We start from the raw sequence: 21,226 nt of genomic DNA on the forward strand, positions 1-21,226 counted from the left end.
ATTATGCTAAGAACCCGCTCAGAACTAAATCGCACACAACTGACTGACACAAAACCTGGCTTATATCAGCAACTCGTTTTCAGTCAATTAAGGAAGATGTCATTAGGTCAATTAAAGATGATGTTGCCCGATGGAAAAATAGAATTTTTTGGTGACGGAAGTCATCAGGTTACAGCCTGTATCACCATTACACACATTGATTTTTTCAAAAAACTGATCTTATTTGGTGATATCGGGTTTGGCGAAGCTTATGTTGATGGGCTTTGGGAAACGAACAATATCACCGATGTGATCACTTGGGTTCTGTTAAATGTCGAAAATGCTCCAGGTGTTTCTGGCAGTAAGTCGCAAAACTTTGCTTTGAATATTTTGCGTTTATTGAACAAAGTAACCCACGGAATGCGGTCCAATACTTTGGAAGGTTCCAGAAAAAACATCTCAGAACATTATGATCTGAGCAACGACTTTTTTGCTACTTTTCTGGATACAACCATGACTTATTCTGGTGCATATTTCCGCCATAAAGGGATGAGCCTGGAAGATGCTCAGCTGGAAAAATACGATCGTTTATGTAAAAAACTTCATTTACAACCTTCGGATCATGTACTTGAAATTGGAAGTGGCTGGGGAGGAAATGCTATCCACATGGCAAAAAACTATGGCTGTAAGGTGACATCACTAACTTTATCCACAGAACAACAACAACTTGCAACAAGACGTATAGAGGAGGCCGGTTTATCGGAAAGAGTTCAGGTTGTGTTAATGGATTATCGTCATGTCGAGGGACAGTTTGATAAAATTGTTTCGATAGAAATGCTGGAAGCAGTTGGTCATCAATATCTTGACGTATATTTTAGTAAGTGTAATTCTCTTTTGAAAAAAGATGGAATTCTGGCTATTCAGGTAATTACCTGTCCGGATTCACGTTACGATAGTTTAAAAAACGGTGTTGACTGGATTCAAAAATATATTTTCCCTGGCTCGCTGCTTCCTTCTGTTTCTGCTATTAATCAGTCCGTTAACAAAACCAGCGAAATGAGCCTTGTAGATTTGAAAGAACTCGGGCTTCATTATGCATACACACTAAATGCCTGGTACGGAAAATTTATTGAAAGGCTTGAAGAAATAAAAAAACTTGGTTTTGACGAATCCTTCGTACGTAAATGGACTTATTACCTTTGTTACTGTGAAGCAGCTTTTGCAAGCCGGAATATTAGCGTCATGCAGCTGGTTTACACCAGACCAAATAATTCAAATTTGATATAAAAAAATACCCGCCGAAATTGTTCAGCGGGTATCTTTTTATATCAAGAGTCTCTCTAATTTTCAACCATTTCCACGGGCCAGCTGAACTGACAGACGGATATCTACACCACGATCAGCATTGCCATAACGACCATACCCATTTCCTGTACCGATACCAACGCCCATTCCGCCTCCCATGCCAATTCCGCCACCCAAACCGATACCGATTCTAGGTGAAAATCCGGATTGAGAAGAGGCTCCGTCAATTTTTATATTAATTCCCAACATTGGAGATTCTTTCGTATTCAAAGCCAGCAGACTGAAAGGAATGGCAATTTGCTCTGTAAGTTCCCCATTTTGATCCATGCTTATTTTGGATTTGATACTACCATCTGCCTCAACCAGATTGATAAAGTGCTGCCCCTTGGTATCTTTCCAAACCGCTTCTTTATTGTAAGAATCCAACAGCAAATTAAGCCCAAGACTATTGGGTAAATCCGTATCGATACGTTTTAGCGCCTTACGATCTTCCTTTAAAACAACTGGAAACATTAGAGAATAAGAGTCCTTTTTCTGCCCCTCAGGAGTAAACGAAACTTTAAGTCCACTACCCAAAATTTTCTGTATTGTTTGCGGATCACGTGTTGACATAGTCAGATACAGATAGTGATCATCGTTTATAATGCCATAAGCCAACCTAGACGCCTGATCTTTATGATCCGGTTTCACTTCGTCAACATATGTAAAAGGGGCATTCCATTTTGATTCAACAGGAATAGTTTTAGATGAACTACACCCTGCCAGCACTACTAACGTGAGGAGAAACCAGCGGTTCGATTTACTTTTCATTTTATTATTTAAATACTCTAAACTTCTACTTTAATTAAACGAAATCATATATAAATCATTACGATTAATTAGAAAAATTCGTTGCATCTGATAACAGATTAATAAAATGAGTATTAAAATTTTTGCAAAAAATCGGGTCAATACTTTAATAAACTGGTTGAGCCAGCAAGATTCCGATTTTCTCATGCAATTTCATCGGCTCAAATGGTTTAGATAAAGTATCATTCATTCCCGATTCTATAGCCTGCCGCGTATCTTCTTCCAATACAGTGGCGGAAAGTGAAAGAATTGGCGTTGTAATATCCATTTTCCTGATACATTGTGCCGCCTGATACCCGTCCATCTCTGGCATTCTGGTATCCATGATGATTAGGTCAAATTCTTCCTTTTGAAGTGTATTAACAGCTTCTTTACCATTAACTACCAAAGTCGTATCAATCAGCCAGGTTGTCAGATATTTATTGATCAACAAGGCATTGATTTGATTGTCTTCTGCAACTAAAACCCTTTTTCCAAAAAATGGACTAAGTGTTTTGAAAGAGACAACCTGCTTCTTATTTTCTATTTTCTGGTTTGCGTCCTTCAACAGCAAAGTAAAGTAAAACTCACTTCCACTGTGAAACTGACTGGTAACTTTAAGCTCGCTTCCCATCAACAAAACAAGTTTTTGAGAAATAGTCAATCCCAAACCTGTACCACCGTAGTTGTGAGAAGTTTCCGCAGTAGCCTGGCCATATTCTGAGAAAATAAACTGAATACGATCTTCGGAAATCCCTATCCCTGTATCCTCCACAGCTAGCCTTATTTTGTGATAAATTCCTTCAACACCTCCATATTCAATACGGAGTTTTACATAGCCGGCATGTGTAAATTTCAAAGCATTGCCTACCAGATTCATGAGTATCTGATTTAATCGCATACCATCTACCATGACGCTTTCCGGTATCTCTTTGGCCACACTCAACGATAATTCCAGTCGCTTTTCATCCGATTTAAAACGCATCAGATCAATAATCCCCTTGCCCAATACCTGTAAGTTGGTAGGCGTTGGAAGTATTGAAAATTTACCTTCATCAATCTTGGATATATCCAGAATATCATTCAGAATATTGAGTAAAGAGCCCGAGGAATACAGCAGCATTTCAAGCAGTTCTCTCTGGTTTGGTTCCAGTTCAGTAGCTTCCAACAAATTGCCTATACCAATTATTCCATTCAAAGGTGTCCGGATTTCATGGCTCATATTTGCAAGAAATGCTTCTTTTACTTTCCGGGATTTATCAGCCAGGCTTCGTGCTTCTACCAGAGCAAGTTCGTGCGCTTTACGTTTCTCAATATCATGCAGATTGATAAACAAAAGTTTATTTTTATACATAATCCTTAATTCAAGCCAAACGGGCTGGTGAAGTTTTCCATGAAACTGGTCTTCAACAACAATAGTTTCCCCGCTCATGTAAGTCTGATTAATCAGAACGCTCTGCAAACCCGAACGATTTGGTTCTACAAGCAGATCAAGAATGGAGACATTTAATAGCGACGATGGATGTAGCCCAAGTATTGAAAAAATAGAAGGATTAATGGATAAAATCCGGCCCGATTCTGCCTCAACGGTAGCTATAATATCGGGAGAATTCGTAACAATGGTTGCGTAATTTTCAAGAAGCTTATTTTTTTCGCGAATTTCCCTCTGACTTCTTGCCAGCCTGATCAGTGAATCAACTTTGGCATTAGTAATATAAGGATCCAGCGGTTTGTATAAATAATCTATCGCACCGGTTTTCAGTCCACGAACAGCATAAGTCGTTTCTTTGGAAATAGCTGTGACAAAAACAATCAATATTTCCTTCGTTTTAGGATTTGAGGCGAGGGTTTCCGCAAATTCAAACCCATCCATTCCGGGCATCTGAACATCAACTAACGCCACAGCTATTTCATTTTCCCAAACGATACGCAACGCTTCATTCGGAGAAGTGGTGGAATAAATGGATATATCATCTCTGTCCAGTACAGCTTTCAGAGAAATTAAATTTTCTTCTCTGTCGTCTAGAAGTAATATTTTTGTTTTTTCCATAACTTACGTTGAGTAACTGTAAAGTACACTGCTTATTTCTTCAAAGATATTTTTTTCATTCAAAATATGGTGTCCCCCATATTGACTTAACGCTGCTGCAGGCATCCGCGGTACCTCAGCAAAATCAGGATTTTGGACATAGGTGTCAAAACCTTTTTCTGCAATTAATTTCAGGCCTGATGCTCCGTCCTGGCTGGCACCAGAAAATAACATTGCAGCCCGTACTTCGATTCCGGAATGCGCCGCAGAAGTAAAAGTCGCATCAATTGATGGGCGAGAAAAAAAATCCTTATCGGTATCATCCAGGTAAAACCTTTTATCCGGGCCAATAAGTAAATGATAATCCGGGACAGCAAAATAAATGCAATCGTTTTGTACCGGATCCAGGTGCTGCGGCTCTTCCATTCTTACTTTTGTTTTTGATTTAAACAAATAAGAAAGATTCGCTATACTTGATTTTCCACGATGTATCACAAAAATGACCGCGCAAGGTAATGGCCTTACAGCCAGCTTCACGATTTGTTCAAATATCACAAAACTTCCGGACGAGCCGCCCATCAGAACCAAATTCAGCGGATTAAGAGGTGGCTCTGTCATTTGATTTTTTGGTAAATATTCAAATGGGCATTGATAATCCTGAAATTTTCTTCGAATCCTGAATACCTTAATGTTTCCCGCTTTCCCAGACATAAAAAACCAAACATGCCGAGGCTATCATACAACAATTTAAAAACCTTCTGACGCTGTTCCAGATTAAAATAGATCATTACATTTCGGCAACTCACCATTTGAAATTCATTAAAAACGCCGTCGCCGGTAAGATCGTGTAAGGAAAAAACCATGTTTTTTCTCAAATACGGATCCATAACAGCCTGATTGTATGCCACATTATAGTAATCCGACAAAGAATTTCTGCCTTCTGCAAGCATATAATTTTCTGAGAAAGTGCGCATATGCCCCAAACCAAAAACCCCTTGACGCGCTGATGAAAGTACGCGTTCACTCAAATCTGTTCCGTAGATCAGCGATCTGTCAAACAATCCGGCTTCTTTTAACAAAATTGCCATCGAAAAAGCTTCCTCTCCGGATGCACAGCCTGCAACCCACAAACGGATAGCCGGATAGGATTCCAGATATGTCAAAATCTCAGAACGCACCGATATAAAAAAGTCAGGATCCCGAAACATCTCGGAATAATTGACCGTCAGCTCTTGTATAAAATCATAAATTGCCTTACCGCCCTGTTCAATATGAATGTACAGTTCAGACAAATTCATGGTATGCTTTGTAAGATATCGGGATGCCCTGCGAAGCAAAGATGGCCGCGCATATCCCGAAAAATCAAATCCTGAGATTTCCCTGACACGTGTTATTAACAATTCCAGTTCTTTATATTCCAACAATATCATAATTTACGAATGAAGCCAGACCTTAATCAGCGAGAGTAACTTATCCACATCAACAGGTTTTGATATATAATCATTGGCTCCGGCAGATAAACACAATTCCCTATCCCCTTGCATCGCCTTTGCCGTTACCGCTATAATCGGCAAATTATTCCATTTTTGCTCTTTCCGAATTAGCTTTGTTGCTTCGATACCATCCATTTCAGGCATCATTACATCCATAAGGATTAGGTCGATGTCGTTTGTTTCCCCAAGTTTCCCTATCGCCTCGCGACCATTTGTTGCTATAACAATAGCAAATCCGGCTTCTTCCAGAACAGCGCTCAAAGCAAAAATATTCCGCATGTCATCATCTGCCAAAAGCACCTTTTTACCAACAAAAACACGTTCAGCATTTACAAAAGGATTACTGAAAGGCTGTGCTTTTTGAATAGAAGGTATCTGTTTCTGCTGGAATTTTTTCAAAAACAAATTCACCTCATCCAGCAAACGTTCGTTAGACTTTCGTGTCTTCATAACTATCGGATGAGAGTAGCGCATAACTTTCGACAAATCTTCCTGTGAAAGATCTTCAGCTGTATTAACAATGACAGGCAAACCAGCCAGTTTAGGGTCCTGTTTTATCATATCGAGCAAATCAAGCCCATTCATATCCGACAAACGAACATCAAGAATTATTCCGTCTATCGTTTCCCTCGATAATATGGACAGTGCTTCGGCGCCCGAATAGGCGTATAAAACAAAAAGGTTGTTGTTTTCCAGAAAATTACCAAAATACTGGCTTTGATAAGCATCGTCTTCAATTAAAAGAATTCTTTTTTTACCGGTATTTGAGACTTCCAGTTTTAATAAGTTAAATATAAACTCTGCTGATTTTTTGTCAACAGGTTTTTGCATAAAACCGATTGCACCTTCTTCCAGCACTTTTGAGATACTTTCATCACCGGCTGAAACGGTATGCACCGGAATAAGACTGGTTTTTGAATCGGATTTCAATTGCTTCAAAACTTCTTCACCCGAAATATCCGGAAGGTGCATATCCAGAATGATGGCCGTAGGTTTGAAACTTTTTGCCATATCCAGTCCGCTGTAACCTGTTGATGCAATGAGCACATCAAAACCACTGTCACGCGCTTTACTCGCCATATCCTCGGCAAAAATTGGATCATCTTCGATCAGGAGAAGACGATTCTCTTTAAAATTACGGACAATTTTAACCGGTTCGGGTATTTTGCTTATCATTTCCTGAACCGGTAGCTGCTTCTCAGTATCAGGAGCATTCGTCTGGCTATTTTTCTGAATTGGTATAGAAAGAGTGAAAGATGAGCCTTTTCCCACTTCACTTTTTAAAGAAATTGATCCTTTAAACAAAATTGCAAGTTCACGGCTTATGGATAAACCCAAGCCAGTTCCACCATATTTTCTGCTTGTAGAACCATCTGCCTGCTGAAAAGCATCGAAAATTGCCTTTTGCTTATCATCCGGAATACCAATACCCGTATCAGAAACTTCAAAATGCCATTGATTATTGTCTTGGGAGATAATAAGAGAAACAGCACCGGGCGCCGAGGTAAATTTTATGGCATTGGAAAGAAGATTTCGGATGACCTGCAATATCCTGACATGATCTACGAACAAAATCGCCGGACAAGAATCCGTTTTGATCATTTTCAATTCAAGTCCTTTATTTTCGGCGATTTTCTGGAAAGTATTTCTTACTTCCACCATCAGCAATTCTGTATTTATCTCCTCAGGATGAAGTTCAACCTTTCCGGCTTCAACCTTGGCAAGATCCAGAATATCGTTGATAAGTGTCAGCAAATCATTACCGGAATTATTGATAACAGATGCATATCGTTGCTCCTCATCGCTCAAACGGGCTGCTTTATTTTCAGATAAAATGCGCGAAAGGATTAAGATACTATTCAATGGCGTTCGCAATTCATGACTCATATTAGCCAAAAATTCGCTTTTAAAACGACCCGATTTTTCAAGTTCATCGGCCTTGATCTGAATCTGATCTCTGGCTTCAACCAGGGTACTTTTTTGTTCTTCCAAAAGAAACGCCTTTTCTTCCAGTTCGGTATTGATCTGTTTTAATTCTTCCTGCTGCACACGAAGTTCTTCTTCAGATACCTGAATAATTGAGCTTTGTCTGGTAAGTTCTTCATTTGTAACTCTGAGCTCTTCCTGCTGACTTTCCAGTTCTTCTGCCTGAAGCTGGGTTTTGTCAAGTAATTCTTTCATGAGTTGTCGTTCTCTTGCTGCTACAAATGCTATCGCCACACCGTCCATTACCCTTTCCAAAAGTTTAATGACATTACCATCCGGCTCATTTAAGTATCCCAGTTCCAGCAGTCCGATGACTTTCCCTTCCTGAATCATTGTTTTTACAAAAACCGATTCTGGCATTGTATTTCCAAGTCCGGTTCCGATTTTCAGATATCCGGGAGCTACATCAAGCTTTTTAAAACTTTGTTTATCCTTTATGATTTGTCCAAATAAACCATTTTTAACCGTAATCAATTCAGTAATCCCGTTCCGTACATCGACACCATAAGTAGATGCCAGATTCCAGGCGCTTGCGTCACGATTTACTATATACAAAAGCCCTCCGGATGCGTCAGTAAGTTTGGCCATTTTATGCAGAAACTTTTCTGCGAGTTCTGCCTCGGTAGGTTCTCCCCGTATTGAAACACTTACTTCAACAGCAGCTGATAAAATCCAGTTTTTACGCTGGTCTTCAAGTGATAATTTTTCCAGTTCCGCATTAGCTTTCAGCGCTTCCTCTTCAGATTTTAGCTGAGCTAAATATGTTTTTCGGATAAAGTAGAAAAGAATAAAAATGACAAACATGAAAACCAAAGTCCCGCCCAGAATAATTTGTTTCGCTCTGGAAGCACTTATAACTGCCTGATCTTCACGAATAGTCAGCAATTTATTCTCCATGTCTTCGACATGATTAAAATAAAAAGTGATTTGAGCTGATAATCTCTGCCCCGCGAAAACCATAGATTTCAAGGAGTCAATAGAATAATTATTTGATTTAATTAAATCCAGCTGCCGCGACATCAGACCTAGTCTGTTGTGAATCAAAGGATCAAGACTATCCAGACGTGCGGATTGTACTGGATTATCTGCAACTAATTTTTGTAGAGTACTAAACTGTTGTAATACATTTTCACTTGCCTTCTGATGAACACTTTCAAAAGCACGATTATTCAGAAGCGCATATCCGCGGAGATTTGTTTCAGCGGTAAGAAATTCATTTCTGACTTCGGAGCAGGCTCTGATCACATCTCTGGTATGATCCACCCAACCTGCATTTTCCTGTTGTAGCAGAATAGCCTGATAAGAAGTGATACCTACGATTATTACAAGTGCAATGGATACAAATATGCCCGTAAAAACCTGTTGCTGAAACGAAAAGCGCATAAATTTTAAAATAACGAAGAGTATTTACAAAAGGATTATCCAATTTCTCGTGAATATCAGCAAAAAAATGTAGTGGAACTAGATAACATACTTTTTTAGCCACGGAAACCATCGAGTTTTTTCTACGTTGTTACTAAATTTATTCACAAAGAAGAAAGAGAATGATAAATACCGGTATAACACAATTTACAAATAATTGTCCAATCTGCAATTTATGTAATTATTCCCTGATCAATAATTAATCTGTTAAAGCCAGACTAATCAATCTCCTTGACCATCCATAATTCGCAGGAATGATGTCCGCTATTTCCCAGCGGATGATCAAGCAAGTCAAAACCTAATTTTTCATAAGCCTTAATGGCCTTGTCCAGCTCATTCATGGTTTCAAGATATATTCTTTTATAGCCTTTGAATTTCGCATAATCTATACATTTCAGAATAAGTGTTCTGCCTAATCCTTTCCCTCTTGCATCCGGTTGAAGATACATTTTCACCAACTCTATTGTATCAGGATCCAGACCTTCGGTTGGGAAAATACCCGCTCCGCCTAACAATTTGGAATTTTCAACAGCTACAAAATAAACACTGTTTTCAATCTGAAAAAGATCACTCAAATGATCCGTACTTTCGTCAAAATAAACGGTTCCAGGTTTGTTTGCTTTAAATTCTTCGAGTGCTCTTCTGATTATCTGAGCCAGTTCAGCATTATCTTCTGGTTGAATTTCTCTTATTGTAATACTCATAAATTTCAAGTAAAATCTAGGTTATCCATTCAATAACCTCATTTTCAAGCGTTATCAAAACCGCTTTTGCCACGTTTCCTTCATTTTCAAAAACTCTGATCAAACGTTTCAAATGATTAATCGGCTGTTCATTTCCACTTCCTGCAATAAACGTCATAAAAACATAGGAATCATCCGGCAATTGAACGATTCTATCTATATGAAGCATTTTTCCACCCGGCAGTAACAATTCTTTGTTGACCTGAACTTTAATATTTTCATTGTAAAGACTGTTTAAAGTTTCGTTTTTCAATAAAGTCTTAACCTGTCCGTACAAAACTTTTGCTTCCTCTTTCACAACAATCCCTTCACGAACAAGCTGTCCGACGGTTTGAGATAAATCCGCTTCAACATTCATTTTGATCAGCAAATGCCTCATTTTTTGAAGATGATCCTTTTTCCTTTCAAAGGTTTCAACGTCAAAAATCCGCTCTGCCATTCGCCTTAGCCGCAGAGTATCGGTTCGGTCGTTACTGATCACATCCTTGACAAGATAAGTTGCAGCATTATTTTTTGAATGTGCATGAAAACAATCCTGATTGCCCTGAGATAAAATGAATTTACTTTCCAGCTCATTATAAGCTGGTTGTGAATCCGGCTGACTTAAATAATCATGCAGCCAGGAACTTACCTGTTGTGATTGTTTCAAGTTTTTCTCACGTTTGGCCAGAATATAAAGTCGTTGAATGGGCCTCGTAAAAGCCACATATAACAGGTTCAGATTTTCAACCATAGTTCTCGTTTTCTCCTCCTGATACTGATCAGAAACCAGCGTATTATCAAGATCTTTAACCACCGAAACCAGAGAACTTCTCAGTTTCTTGGTGACTGGAAAAAGCTCATTTCCTTTTTCTGTCAAAACCAGTTCCTCATATGGGACCTCATCAAGATCGATCCACAATCTGTCCAGTTTCGCATTAGGCGTCACTTTCCAATTTGCATAAGGAACGATTACCACCGGATATTCAAGCCCTTTTGATTTATGGATCGTCGTAATTCTTAACGCATCCGTATCGGCAGGAATGGTGATCGAAAGTTTGTGTTTCGATGTATCCCAATAGGTAAGAAAATCACCAAGATGGTTACTTTTCCGCGTTCCGAATTCCAGAACAACGTCTAGAAAACGAAATAAATATTCATTTTCAGTCTTGTTTTCAAAAAGCCCAAAGGTCTGCATTAACTGCTCGCAAAGTTCAAAAACTGTTAACTGCCGTATTCTGAATGAAATTAATTCAATATCCCATTTCAAAAAATAACCCAAAAACGAATCCAATCCTTTTTGCGTACAAAGCATACGAAGTGCTTCATGTTCTTCTGCGCTTGGATTTTCTCTGCGGATAACTCTGTGAAATAAATAAGCTGCCTCGTATCGCTTCAAACGCTGATCCGTATGCAAAACCTGCATAAAAGAGATAACGAAATGTACAGATCTGGAATAAGCCAGAGATAGCGCGTCATCTGAAATAAGTGGATATCCTGATTCTTTTAAAGCATTGGCGAGTGAGGTTGCTTCTTTCTTTTTCCTACATAAAATGGCAATATCGCGCCATTGATAACCGGAACTACGAAGTTCAGAAATAAGCTCCACGCTTCTTTTAACAATCGCATCATTTTTTGTCTGGTTTTCCAAAAACTCATCCGCAAATTCCTGCATTTCGATAAATTCCATCTGCACATGCCCACCTTCCTTGACCCCCGGAGGGATTTCCTGTTTGAAATTATCATCATATACATGCCGGATCAGCGGAAATTCCTCTCCTACTGTTTCTGAAATAAATCCAAAAAACTGATTATTGAAAGTTGTAATTTCCCGAAAACTTCTGCGGTTAGTCCGTAAATGATTTATTTCAAGATGACTGTCGACGCTCCATAATCTTTCCTCATTGTAAATATTATCTCCCAAAATTGGCATCAGCTGCATCACCTGATTTTGCGCCAAATGCAGGATTAAATCCATATCACCACCTCTGAAACGATAAATAGATTGCTTGGCATCACCCACAATCAAATTGAAATAGCCATCGGCCAATGCATTTTCAATTAAAGGAAGCAAGTTGGCAAACTGCAATTTGGAAGTATCCTGAAATTCGTCAACAAGGATATGATTATACTTTTCACCAAGCCGCTCGAAAATAAAGGGAACCGGTTCTTTTGATACAATTTCAAGAATTCGACGGTTAAAATCAGAAATATGTACCTGATTATTTTGTTTTAAAAGTGCATCAAATTCTTTTCGGATTTCTCCCAGCAGCGACAAATTATAAAGATGCCGGTCGAGCTGAACGTATAATGTAATCTTTTCAGATTCTCCGTCTCTGATTTTTTCAATTTCAAAATACAACCGTTCCAATTCCGGCCTTATAGCTTCAATTTTATTCTTTATCGGAGCCGCCGTTTTTGCTCCATACCAGTTTTCCTCACCAATTGTTTTGCCACTGACGTAAGAATTAGGCAGAGTCCAGGTATTTTTGCCTTCACTCCTGTCTTTGAAATATCCATAAATTCCGCGAGCTCCCTGATAAAAATCTTTATCCACTAACAATTCAGCCTCAATAAGTTCAAAAGCAATTAGCGACAAACGTTTTATAGCCTCTTCACGACCTTTCACAAATGCCCGCATATTATTACGAATTGATACCCAGTCGCTCATTTGAAGATTAGCAACACGCTGCATTTGCAGATAACTTTGCTCACTCAACAAAGTGCCAGCAGTTTCTCTTATCTGTGCCGGTAATGATGACCAGCTTTTACCTTCCTCAGCTTTCTCTCTGTAATATTTTTCAACAATATCGGATAAAACCTCTTCCCCATCCTGACCGATACGTGCCAGCAACCGATCTACCGCATCGTCAAGTAATTGTCCGTCAAGCTGTGTTTCAAAAACAAAAGGAATTCCCAACTCATCAGTGAAACTGCTGATAAGTCGCTGTGTAAACTTATCAATCGTCATAACCGAAAAATCTGAATATCGGTGCAAAATCTGGCGAAAAACAAGTTGAGCACGTCCGGAAATCAATTCCTTTGCTCCGGCATAAAGTTCAGGATCTTCCAGTGTTACGGGATACAGTTCCGTGATGACATCTTTAAGCATTGGATGTTCAGTACCTTCGGCCTCCATCGCATTCGCGAAAGTTCTGAGCATCAGCAAAATCCGCTCCTTCATTTCATTCGCCGCAGCATTTGTAAATGTAACGGCCAGAATTTGCCTGAAATAGGTGTCAGAATTGGAATGCAGTGCAAGTTTGAGATACTCTTTGGTAAGTGTATATGTTTTACCTGAACCTGCTGATGAGCTATATACTTTAAACACGTTTGAATTTTCTTATTTTGGAATAAAAACAGCGGTTGAAAACAACAAATCAAGTTACAAAAAAAGCAGGCTAAATGCCTGCTCTTCCTATTTTCTATATTTTTGAATTACAATTCTTTACAAATTGAAACGAATACCTGCGGAAAGATTAGGACTTAGATAGAATGGTCTTGGAAGCAATTCCACGTAAGCTCCTGTTTCTAAAAATACTGAGATCCTGTTGTCCGGAATGAAATACTCCACACCACCAATCGCAGATCCACCCAGAGAAATCGTTTTTTCACGATCGCCTGGAGGAGCTAGTGTTTTTTTGTTATCAGGGTAATAATTTCGGCTGTTAACCTGTCCGCCTAATCCATAATAAACACGAACATTCTCCGCATTAAACAGTGGCGTCGTCCATAAATAATGCACCTGGACAGACAATCCTGTCGTTCTATATTTTCCGCTTCGGTAGTTACGATCGTTGGACAATACACCACCATAAGTGCCAATAGTCACATCAAGCGCATGAATGTTATTGAAGTATTTGCGGAAGTTAACGCCTGACGGTTCTCCTAATTTAAAACCAACGGCCCAATTGTTATCCTGCGCCTGAGCAAGCCCAAAGGAAAGTATACAAATAAAAGTAAGTGCTAATTTCTTCATAAATAAATTGTTGGTGCTGGGGATTGTTGTTATAGTGTGATATAAAAGTGTTTATGCAATTACGTTATTTTGCCGATATTTTTTTAAAGATTCTATCAAAACCTCGTTTTCCTGCTCCGTACCTACGGTAATCCGAAGACACCCTTCACACAAATGTACTTTGGATCTATCGCGAACAATAATAGCTTCGTTGATTAAATAAGCCATTACAGCTCTTGCATCGTCAAATTGTACAAGCAGGAAATTCGCATCGGATGGAAATATCTTATTCACCAACGATAAATTTTCAAGCATCGTACGTAGGGAAGCTCTTTCTTTCAGAATTTCTTTCACCATTTCGTCCTTCTTTTCAACGGCGTTCAAACCTTCGAGTAAAGCGCGCTGAGCTGGCAGACTGATATTGTAAGGCGATTTGATTTTATTCAGGATTTTGATCAGGTCCGCAGAGGCAAAACACATGCCTGCACGAATACCGGCAAGTCCCCAGGCTTTTGAAAAAGTTTGCAAAACAACCAGATTTGGAAATTCATCCAAACGCGAAATCCAGGAAACTGAATCCGTAAAATCAACGTAAGCTTCATCCACCACAACCAGACCATGGAAGTTATTCAGAAGAGTTACGATCGCTTCATCCTGCATCACATTTCCGGTCGGATTATTAGGCGTACAAACCCAGATAATTTTGGTATCCGGTGTGATTGCTTGCAAAACAGCCTCTACATCAATTTGATAATCAGCGGTTAGGGAAACTTTATCAATCTGCACATTATGTATTGAAGCACTTACTTCATACATTCCATACGTTGGCGGCAAAATGATAACGTGGTCTTTTTGAGGTGTACAGGTAGCGCGGATCAACAAATCGATTGGTTCGTCGCTTCCATTTCCAAGAAAAATTCTTTTGGAATCAATATTTTTAATCGGACCTAATTTGGCTTTTATTTCAGCCTGGTAAGGATCAGGATAGCGGTTATAATCTTCAACCGTTACGGATCCATAAGGATTTTCATTGGCATCCAGAAATACACCCGAATGTCCGGTATATTCATCACGAGCCGAAGAATAAGGAGCCAGAGTTAAAATATGCGGCCGAATGACCGAATTCAGGTCGAAGGAATTGTTCATTTATACTATCTATTTGGGAGCGCACATCATCTTTAATACGAATCATCACTCCTGTAACTATAAAAATAATCTTTTGTCAAACTGAAAAGGCTCGGTATTAATAACTTTTACAGAGCCAAAATCGGCATGTAACGGGTTAATCAAATAATTCTTTTCCGACGGAACCACCACCGATGGAACACACATCAGTAGTGTTTTATTTTCTTTCAGCCAGGAATCTCCCATTCCTTTACTCCACTGCTGATCCTCGTGCCAATCTATAATCGGATAAGGATTAAGAACCAGTGCATTATCAGGTACAAATAAAACAACAACAACAAAGTCTTTCGGAGGATTTGGCTGCTGCCAGTGAACTATGATTTCCAACATGGCCAGTGACCGGCGAGAAGATGTGTAAAGCATGGAATTCTGAGGTGTATTCCATCGTCCACCATGCCTGTAAGCGCCAATTCCTGTTAAATCATGCTGATATTCTGACCTTGTGATTCTGAATAGCTCCATTTATGCAAAAATACCATGCTCAATACGGCCCAATTCTGTTTTTATCAGTTCGATACCTGCATGGGTACGAAGAAACTGCATAGGTTTTACATTGCCCAAAGCCAAAATTTTACTGTTCATCCAATCCAGAAAATAATCCTTCCCCAAAACCCGGGTTCCTACTGAAAACAAATCCGCAAGTGCGATCAGATGATCAGAAACTACATTGCTAAGCAGATCTTTATCCTCATAACGCTGTAAATTTCTTGGCGTAACCGGCAAAAGAGAAATTACATCCTTCAATTCAAGGCCCGCAGAATCTGCAAGGTGTTGAATAGCTATTTTGGGAATACCATTTTCAGCAAGGTAAGCAAGATCAAAATCATTCTTCACAGAATGTTTGAGAACATTATACCCTCCCAAAAGCTCATTAACCATAAATGCTGTCATTTTTTTATCATTTTAAAAGACCGGAAATAAGTCTTTCAAATTTACGACATTTTTCCTGATTATCAGAAAATCATACTTATTTTTTACAAAAGTGAATTCAATCGAACGGTAACCGCATTTTTGTGTGCATCAAGAGATTCGGCATGAGCCATGATTTCAACCGTCGGGCCAATATTTTTTATTCCCGTTTCCGAGATATGCTGTACAGTAATTTTCTTTACAAAACTATCCACAGAGACACCGCTGTAAGCACGAGCATATCCATTTGTAGGTAAGGTATGATTGGTTCCCGATGCATAATCTCCACAAGATTCCGGCGTATAATTTCCCAGAAAAATAGATCCGGCATTAAAAATCTTATCCGAAACCGATTCGGCATCTTTCACACTTAAAATTAAATGTTCCGCTGCATAATCGTTCAGGATGTCAATAGCCTCATAAGCTGAATTGACCAGAATCGCTTTGCTATTGGCAATCGACTGAGATGCAAGTTCCCGGCGAGGTAAAGCTTCAAGCTGTGTTGTCAACTCTTCATTTACCGCTGTCAAAAACTTCTCACTGGTAGAAACCAGTAAAACCTGACTGTCGGCACCATGTTCTGCCTGAGATAATAAATCCGCAGCAACAAAAGAAGCCACGGCACTATCATCCGCATAAACTGCAACCTCCGAAGGTCCAGCAGGCATATCAATCGCAATACCTTCTTTGCTGATAAGCATCTTCGCCGTAGTAACATATTGATTTCCAGGACCGAAAATCTTATAGACCTTCGGAACACTTTCAGTTCCATAAGCCAAAGCAGCAATAGCCTGTGCACCGCCGATTCGAAAAGCAGAAGTAACACCAACCAGTTTTGCAGCAAATAAAATGGCCGGGTGATTAGAAGGGGTACAAAGAATAACTTCTTTACAACCAGCCAATTGTGCAGGAATCCCTAACATCAAAACAGTACTAAACAAAGGAGCAGTACCGCCAGGAATATAAATCCCGACCTTTTCAATACCCACACTCCGACGCCAGCAAGTAACTCCGGGCATGGTCTCAATCTTTTCAGCAGGCTGCAACTGAGCCTTGTGAAAAGTATATATATTTTGATAAGCCTGACGGATAGCAGCTTTCAATTCTTCATCCAGCTGGCCTTCTGCGGCATCAAATTCTTCCTGTGAAAAAGCAAAATCTGACAACTCAACGCCGTCAAATTTCTTTGCCAATTCACGTAAACCTTCATCTCCTTTTGTTCTTACCAAATCAAGAATAGGCAAAACTTTTCCTTCAATAGCCAAAGAATCCTGAACAGGCCGAGTCAACAGATCCGCCCATTCACTTCTTTCAGGATAAGAAATTATATTCATAAACTCAATATTAAATCATCATCAAAACGGTATAATCAAGTCAAAACTTCAAACTCCACAAAAAGCTAAAAGCCAATTGCTAACAGCCGACAGCTATCAAAGAATCATTTTCTCGATAGGAATTACCAAAATTCCTTCCGCTCCTGCCTGTCTGATCTTTTCGATATTTTCCCAGAAATCATTTTCATTGATCACCGAATGAATAGAACACCAGCCTTCAGTAGCCAGCGGCATCACCGTTGGTGCCTTCATTCCCGGCAGATATTTTGTAATTTCATCAACCGCGTTTGTCGGGCAGTTCAATAAAATATATTTATTGTTTTTAGCAACCTGTACCGATTTGATACGGAACAACAACTGATCCAGCAAGTCCTGTTGTCCGGCTGATAAATGCTTGCTTGAAATCATCACCGCTTCTGATTTGAAAATCGTTTCAACCTCTTTCAAACCATTGCTAAGCAAAGTACTTCCTGAACTTACGATATCACAAACCGCATCAGCAAGACCGATACTTGGCGCAATTTCTACCGAACCACTAATTTCATGGATCTGGGCTTTAACATTGTTTTCAGCCAGATATTTCCCTAGCAGTTTCGGATAAGAAGTCGCAATACTTTTTCCTTCAAGATCCTGAACACCAGCATACTCATGTTCTCTCAAAACCCCGATTGAAAGACGGCATTTTGAAAAACCAAGTTTATGAACCGTATTGACATCACGATCAGATTCAACCGAAACATTTTCACCCACAATACCCAGATGTGCCACGCCGTCTTCCACATATCCCGGAATATCATCATCGCGTAAAAAAAGAATTTCAGCAGGAAAATTAGTCGCAGAAGTTTTAAGTTTTCCGGCTCCGTTATCAAAACGAATACCACATTCCTTGATCAATTTCAAAGAATCTTCACTTAGTCTTCCAGATTTTTGTATTGCAATCCTTAAAATATTATCCATGTTTTTATTAAAATTGGGCTGGGGCGTTTGCGGCTGTCAGCTTGAAATTCAGTTGTTACTTTTAAAATCTATTAATTCACAGCGGCGATCAATTCCTCAATCGTTCCTTTTTGCTGTTCACCTGTTTTCATATTTTTCAATGTAAGCTGGCCGGTACTCATTTCCTCCGACCCGATCAGGATAACGAAAGGAATATTTTTACGATCTGCATAATCCAGCTGTTTTTTCAATTTTACTGAATCCGGATACATTTCAGAATTAAGTCCGGCTTCACGTAATTTTGGCAAAATGGACAAACCATATTTGAATGCTTCCTGATCAAAATTGGAAATCATCACTTTCGTACTGATCGTCTGATTTTCAGGAAAAAGATTCAATTCTTCCATCACGTCATAAATCCGGTCAACACCGAAAGAAATTCCTACACCCGAAATGCCCGGAACACCAAAAGTGCCTGTCAGGTTATCATATCGTCCGCCACCACAAATACTGCCGATCTGGACATTATTTGCTTTTACTTCAAAAATAGCTCCCGTGTAATATGACAATCCTCTGGCTAAAGTTACGTCGAATTGAATCTTAGGATTTTTCAAACCGAGTGATTCTACCATTTCCCAAACCTGTTCCAGTTCGTCAATTCCTTTTAATCCAATTTCAGAAGAAGCAAGCCATTTTCTCAGATCAGCAAAAGGATTTTCTCCACCGGTTATAGAAAATACCGGATCTAATAAATAAATGCTTTCTTCCGAAAAATTACGATCCCGTAATTCATCAACAACTTTATCTTTCCCGATTTTATCAAGCTTGTCAATTGCAACACAAAGCGTACCTTCTTGTCCATGTGCCCCGATCATATCCGCAATTCCGGTCAGAATTTTCCTGTTATTAATTTTAACGGTAAAATCTTCAATACCCAACTGAGGCAAAATATCATGTAAAAGCAAAACAATTTCAGCCTCACAAAGCAAAGATTCAGTACCAACCACGTCAGCATCGCACTGATAAAATTCTCGGTAACGGCCTTTCTGCGGACGATCTGCTCTCCAAACCGGCTGAATCTGATACCGTTTAAAAGGCATCACCAAAGTCCCCCGGTTCATCACCACATAACGGGCGAATGGAACAGTAAGATCATAACGAAGACCTTTTTCTGAAATCTTGGTAGTTAATGGTTTATAGCCTGCATTCAAATCCGTTTCAGTAATTTTTTCACTAAAATTACCTGAATTTAAAAGTTTGAAAAGAAGCTGATCACCTTCATCGCCATATTTGCCCATCAAAACAGACAAGTTCTCAAAGGCCGGCGTTTCCAAAGGCTGAAATCCGTAACGTTGAAAAGAGCGACGGATCGTATCAAATATAAAGGTGCGTTTCACCATTTGTTCGGGACCAAAGTCACGGGTGCCGCGGGCAAGGCTTGGTTTACTCATTTAATTCTAAATTCTTCAAATAGTCAATGGCTGCCATAAAAGTTTAGTTCCCCGGATAATATTTTTTGACTGACGAATTACAGATCCAGTCAAAATGAAGAGGCATTCCAACAAATACACCAGCATTTAAAAATGTAAAGTTAGAGAGGTTATGCAATTTTTATGACTATTTGCTACTTTATTTACGTAATTATTACTAATTTTGCGGCTCTTTCACAAAACAATAATTTTAAAATGGGAGTTACGGAATTAAAACGTAAGAGTCGTAGAAATAAAGCTGTGGCAAATAATCGTACAGCTACTATCAAGAATCTTTTGCGTAAGCCAGAAGTAAGAAATGTCGATGTTGAGGCAATAAAAGCACAGTTTGAAGCTAACAAGCAATAATCAAAGCGCCTCTCCGATACAAAGTTATCCAACAAGTCCCTGTCAATCTGTTTTGGTAGGGCTTTTTGTTTTTTTGTCGGATTTGCCTTTTCGGACCGGTTCTTTACGAAGCGCTTTTGCATTTACTTTCCGCAAAAGCTGACGCATACTGCGACGGGTTTCCCGGCGAACATCCAAAAGTATACGGAATCGTAAAGCCTCGCCGAAGAAAACAAGTCCGGTATTAATTAACGCCAGGCTATACAATCCCAGCAATACCCAAACCTGTGTAGGCTGGCCGATACGACGCTGGTGCGCGGCCTCACTCAGTACGCAAAGGCCAAAACTGAATAAAACAAGCCCAAGCGGAGCAAGTATAAGCCACTTGGTACGCGTTGACATTCGTTTAATAAGTTGTGCTCCTGGCGGCTTTGGGTTAATATCTGGGATCATTTTAAGTAATTGTTACCTGGTAAGAACATAAAATTATTAATTTTTAATCAATTGGTTTAATGAAAGCCATCATTAGTTTAGTTTTACGTTATATTCCTCGTCCCTATCTGCAATTAATTGGCCATTGGGTAGCACGTTTTCTGAGTATTTTTTACATAGGAAATAAGGTAGAATGTCCTGTTTGCAATAGCCACTACCGCCAGTTTCTGCCTTATGGAAGAAACACTTCCAGCAGAGATAATGCACTGTGTCCCCATTGCTTATCTCTGGAAAGACACCGTTTAATGGGCTTATATTTAAAACGTAAAACCAACTTTTTTAGCGCAGATCTTAAAGTTTTGCATGTAGCTCCGGAATACTGTTTTATAGACCGTTTCGAGCATATGAAAAATCTTGATTATATAACTGCTGATATTGAATCTCCGCTTGCAAAAGTGAAGATGGACATTCATGACATTCCTTTTCCTGATAATACGTTCGATGTTGCTTTTTGTAACCACGTAATGGAACATGTTGACGATTACATAAGAGCGATGAGTGAATTGCACCGGGTTTTAAAACCAGGCGGCTGGGCGTTAATTCAGTCTCCGCAGGATTTAAAGTACGAATTTACTTACGAAGATGCTACGATTACCGATCCGCGTGAACGTGAAATACATTTTCTTCAAAATGATCATTTAAGACTTTTTGGAAGAAATTATGGAAGAGAATTGGAAAAAGGCGGATTTACAGTTACCGAGGATCGCTTTGTAATGGACGAACTGACACCCGCGGAGGTGAAACGTTATTCCTTACCGAGCCAGGAAATTGTTTATTTCTGCCAAAAATAACGCATAAAAAAAGCGGATGATGAAGCCGCTCTTTTCATAA

18 protein-coding genes are annotated in these 21,226 nt (G+C 39.3%); 3 read left to right on the top strand and 15 right to left on the bottom strand.

Annotated features, from left to right (window positions below; translation table 11 throughout):
• Positions 1-3: 3 nt before the first annotated feature.
• Positions 4-1,266: a cyclopropane-fatty-acyl-phospholipid synthase family protein gene (locus tag FZF08_RS04890; RefSeq protein ID WP_159467521.1), complete on the top strand. Its 1,263-nt coding sequence runs from the start codon at positions 4-6 to the stop codon at positions 1,264-1,266.
• A gap of 60 nt (positions 1,267-1,326) precedes the next feature.
• On the opposite strand, the gene FZF08_RS04895 is transcribed toward FZF08_RS04890, so the two are convergent.
• The 14 genes from FZF08_RS04895 to hisS all read right to left on the bottom strand — a co-directional run bounded on the left by FZF08_RS04895 (position 1,327) and on the right by hisS (position 19,537).
• Positions 1,327-2,094, bottom strand: coding sequence for a hypothetical protein (locus FZF08_RS04895; RefSeq protein WP_159467522.1), 768 nt, complete (start codon positions 2,092-2,094; stop codon positions 1,327-1,329).
• A 145-nt stretch (positions 2,095-2,239) separates the two neighbouring features.
• Entirely contained in the window at positions 2,240-4,162 is a 1,923-nt protein-coding gene (locus FZF08_RS04900; RefSeq protein ID WP_159467523.1) for a response regulator, read from the bottom strand.
• 3 nt (positions 4,163-4,165) lie between these two features.
• Positions 4,166-4,759 (bottom strand): chemotaxis protein CheB, encoded by a 594-nt coding sequence (locus FZF08_RS04905; RefSeq protein WP_159467524.1) that lies wholly within the window; start codon positions 4,757-4,759, stop codon positions 4,166-4,168.
• Complete coding sequence (locus tag FZF08_RS04910; RefSeq protein WP_159467525.1) at positions 4,756-5,571, bottom strand: protein-glutamate O-methyltransferase CheR; 816 nt, start codon at positions 5,569-5,571, stop codon at positions 4,756-4,758. The genes FZF08_RS04905 and FZF08_RS04910 overlap by 4 nt, the downstream gene beginning before the upstream one ends.
• A 3-nt stretch (positions 5,572-5,574) precedes the next feature.
• Positions 5,575-9,003 (bottom strand): response regulator, encoded by a 3,429-nt coding sequence (locus FZF08_RS04915; RefSeq protein WP_159467526.1) that lies wholly within the window; start codon positions 9,001-9,003, stop codon positions 5,575-5,577.
• A gap of 257 nt (positions 9,004-9,260) precedes the next feature.
• Positions 9,261-9,746: a GNAT family N-acetyltransferase gene (locus FZF08_RS04920; RefSeq protein WP_159467527.1), complete on the bottom strand. Its 486-nt coding sequence runs from the start codon at positions 9,744-9,746 to the stop codon at positions 9,261-9,263.
• 16 nt (positions 9,747-9,762) lie between these two features.
• Positions 9,763-13,095 carry an exodeoxyribonuclease V subunit beta gene (locus FZF08_RS04925; RefSeq protein ID WP_159467528.1) on the bottom strand — a complete coding sequence of 1,111 codons (3,333 nt, stop codon included), beginning with the start codon at positions 13,093-13,095 and terminating at the stop codon, positions 9,763-9,765.
• 117 nt (positions 13,096-13,212) lie between these two features.
• On the bottom strand, positions 13,213-13,743 hold the full coding sequence (locus FZF08_RS04930; protein WP_159467529.1) for a hypothetical protein: 531 nt from the start codon (positions 13,741-13,743) through the stop codon (positions 13,213-13,215).
• A gap of 51 nt (positions 13,744-13,794) precedes the next feature.
• The gene (gene hisC / locus FZF08_RS04935) at positions 13,795-14,868 is read right to left on the bottom strand and encodes a histidinol-phosphate transaminase (RefSeq protein ID WP_159467530.1); all 1,074 of its coding nucleotides are present in this window, start codon (positions 14,866-14,868) and stop codon (positions 13,795-13,797) included.
• 57 nt (positions 14,869-14,925) lie between these two features.
• A complete protein-coding gene (locus tag FZF08_RS04940) occupies positions 14,926-15,369 on the bottom strand; it encodes an RES family NAD+ phosphorylase (protein WP_159467531.1) in 444 nt (147 codons plus the stop codon).
• Positions 15,370-15,798 carry an antitoxin Xre/MbcA/ParS toxin-binding domain-containing protein gene (locus FZF08_RS04945; RefSeq protein WP_159467532.1) on the bottom strand — a complete coding sequence of 143 codons (429 nt, stop codon included), beginning with the start codon at positions 15,796-15,798 and terminating at the stop codon, positions 15,370-15,372.
• An 83-nt stretch (positions 15,799-15,881) separates the two neighbouring features.
• Positions 15,882-17,150: a histidinol dehydrogenase gene (gene hisD / locus FZF08_RS04950; RefSeq protein WP_159467533.1), complete on the bottom strand. Its 1,269-nt coding sequence runs from the start codon at positions 17,148-17,150 to the stop codon at positions 15,882-15,884.
• A gap of 96 nt (positions 17,151-17,246) precedes the next feature.
• Positions 17,247-18,107, bottom strand: a complete 861-nt coding sequence (gene hisG, locus FZF08_RS04955) for an ATP phosphoribosyltransferase (protein WP_159467534.1) — start codon at positions 18,105-18,107, stop codon at positions 17,247-17,249.
• A gap of 71 nt (positions 18,108-18,178) precedes the next feature.
• Entirely contained in the window at positions 18,179-19,537 is a 1,359-nt protein-coding gene (hisS, locus tag FZF08_RS04960; RefSeq protein ID WP_159467535.1) for a histidine--tRNA ligase, read from the bottom strand.
• A gap of 162 nt (positions 19,538-19,699) precedes the next feature.
• On the opposite strand from hisS, the gene FZF08_RS31505 reads away from it, so the two are divergent.
• Positions 19,700-19,924: a hypothetical protein gene (locus FZF08_RS31505; RefSeq protein ID WP_170982949.1), complete on the top strand. Its 225-nt coding sequence runs from the start codon at positions 19,700-19,702 to the stop codon at positions 19,922-19,924.
• Positions 19,925-19,966: 42 nt separating this feature from the next.
• Here FZF08_RS31505 and FZF08_RS04965 read toward each other — a convergent pair whose 3' ends face one another.
• Positions 19,967-20,305 (bottom strand): hypothetical protein, encoded by a 339-nt coding sequence (locus FZF08_RS04965; protein ID WP_229216417.1) that lies wholly within the window; start codon positions 20,303-20,305, stop codon positions 19,967-19,969.
• A 110-nt stretch (positions 20,306-20,415) separates the two neighbouring features.
• Between FZF08_RS04965 and FZF08_RS04970 the strand changes: the two genes are divergently transcribed.
• Positions 20,416-21,186 (top strand): methyltransferase domain-containing protein, encoded by a 771-nt coding sequence (locus FZF08_RS04970; RefSeq protein WP_159467537.1) that lies wholly within the window; start codon positions 20,416-20,418, stop codon positions 21,184-21,186.
• The last annotated feature ends 40 nt before the right edge of the window (positions 21,187-21,226 follow it).

This window comes from Dyadobacter sp. 3J3 (assembly GCF_009801115.1).
Classification (GTDB): Bacteria; Bacteroidota; Bacteroidia; order Cytophagales; family Spirosomataceae; genus Dyadobacter.

What these genes read in the sequence shown, in the direction of transcription:
- FZF08_RS04890 (WP_159467521.1), top strand. Translation starts at nt 4, where the DNA reads ATGCTAAGAACCCGCTCAGAACTAAATCGCACACAACTGACTGACACA.
- FZF08_RS04895 (WP_159467522.1), bottom strand. Translation starts at nt 2,094, where the DNA reads ATGAAAAGTAAATCGAACCGCTGGTTTCTCCTCACGTTAGTAGTGCTG.
- FZF08_RS04900 (WP_159467523.1), bottom strand. Translation starts at nt 4,162, where the DNA reads ATGGAAAAAACAAAAATATTACTTCTAGACGACAGAGAAGAAAATTTA.
- FZF08_RS04905 (WP_159467524.1), bottom strand. Translation starts at nt 4,759, where the DNA reads ATGACAGAGCCACCTCTTAATCCGCTGAATTTGGTTCTGATGGGCGGC.
- FZF08_RS04910 (WP_159467525.1), bottom strand. Translation starts at nt 5,571, where the DNA reads ATGATATTGTTGGAATATAAAGAACTGGAATTGTTAATAACACGTGTC.
- FZF08_RS04915 (WP_159467526.1), bottom strand. Translation starts at nt 9,003, where the DNA reads ATGCGCTTTTCGTTTCAGCAACAGGTTTTTACGGGCATATTTGTATCC.
- FZF08_RS04920 (WP_159467527.1), bottom strand. Translation starts at nt 9,746, where the DNA reads ATGAGTATTACAATAAGAGAAATTCAACCAGAAGATAATGCTGAACTG.
- FZF08_RS04930 (WP_159467529.1), bottom strand. Translation starts at nt 13,743, where the DNA reads ATGAAGAAATTAGCACTTACTTTTATTTGTATACTTTCCTTTGGGCTT.
- hisC (WP_159467530.1), bottom strand. Translation starts at nt 14,868, where the DNA reads ATGAACAATTCCTTCGACCTGAATTCGGTCATTCGGCCGCATATTTTA.
- FZF08_RS04940 (WP_159467531.1), bottom strand. Translation starts at nt 15,369, where the DNA reads ATGGAGCTATTCAGAATCACAAGGTCAGAATATCAGCATGATTTAACA.
- FZF08_RS04945 (WP_159467532.1), bottom strand. Translation starts at nt 15,798, where the DNA reads ATGACAGCATTTATGGTTAATGAGCTTTTGGGAGGGTATAATGTTCTC.
- hisD (WP_159467533.1), bottom strand. Translation starts at nt 17,150, where the DNA reads ATGAATATAATTTCTTATCCTGAAAGAAGTGAATGGGCGGATCTGTTG.
- hisG (WP_159467534.1), bottom strand. Translation starts at nt 18,107, where the DNA reads ATGGATAATATTTTAAGGATTGCAATACAAAAATCTGGAAGACTAAGT.
- hisS (WP_159467535.1), bottom strand. Translation starts at nt 19,537, where the DNA reads ATGAGTAAACCAAGCCTTGCCCGCGGCACCCGTGACTTTGGTCCCGAA.
- FZF08_RS31505 (WP_170982949.1), top strand. Translation starts at nt 19,700, where the DNA reads ATGACTATTTGCTACTTTATTTACGTAATTATTACTAATTTTGCGGCT.
- FZF08_RS04965 (WP_229216417.1), bottom strand. Translation starts at nt 20,305, where the DNA reads ATGTCAACGCGTACCAAGTGGCTTATACTTGCTCCGCTTGGGCTTGTT.
- FZF08_RS04970 (WP_159467537.1), top strand. Translation starts at nt 20,416, where the DNA reads ATGAAAGCCATCATTAGTTTAGTTTTACGTTATATTCCTCGTCCCTAT.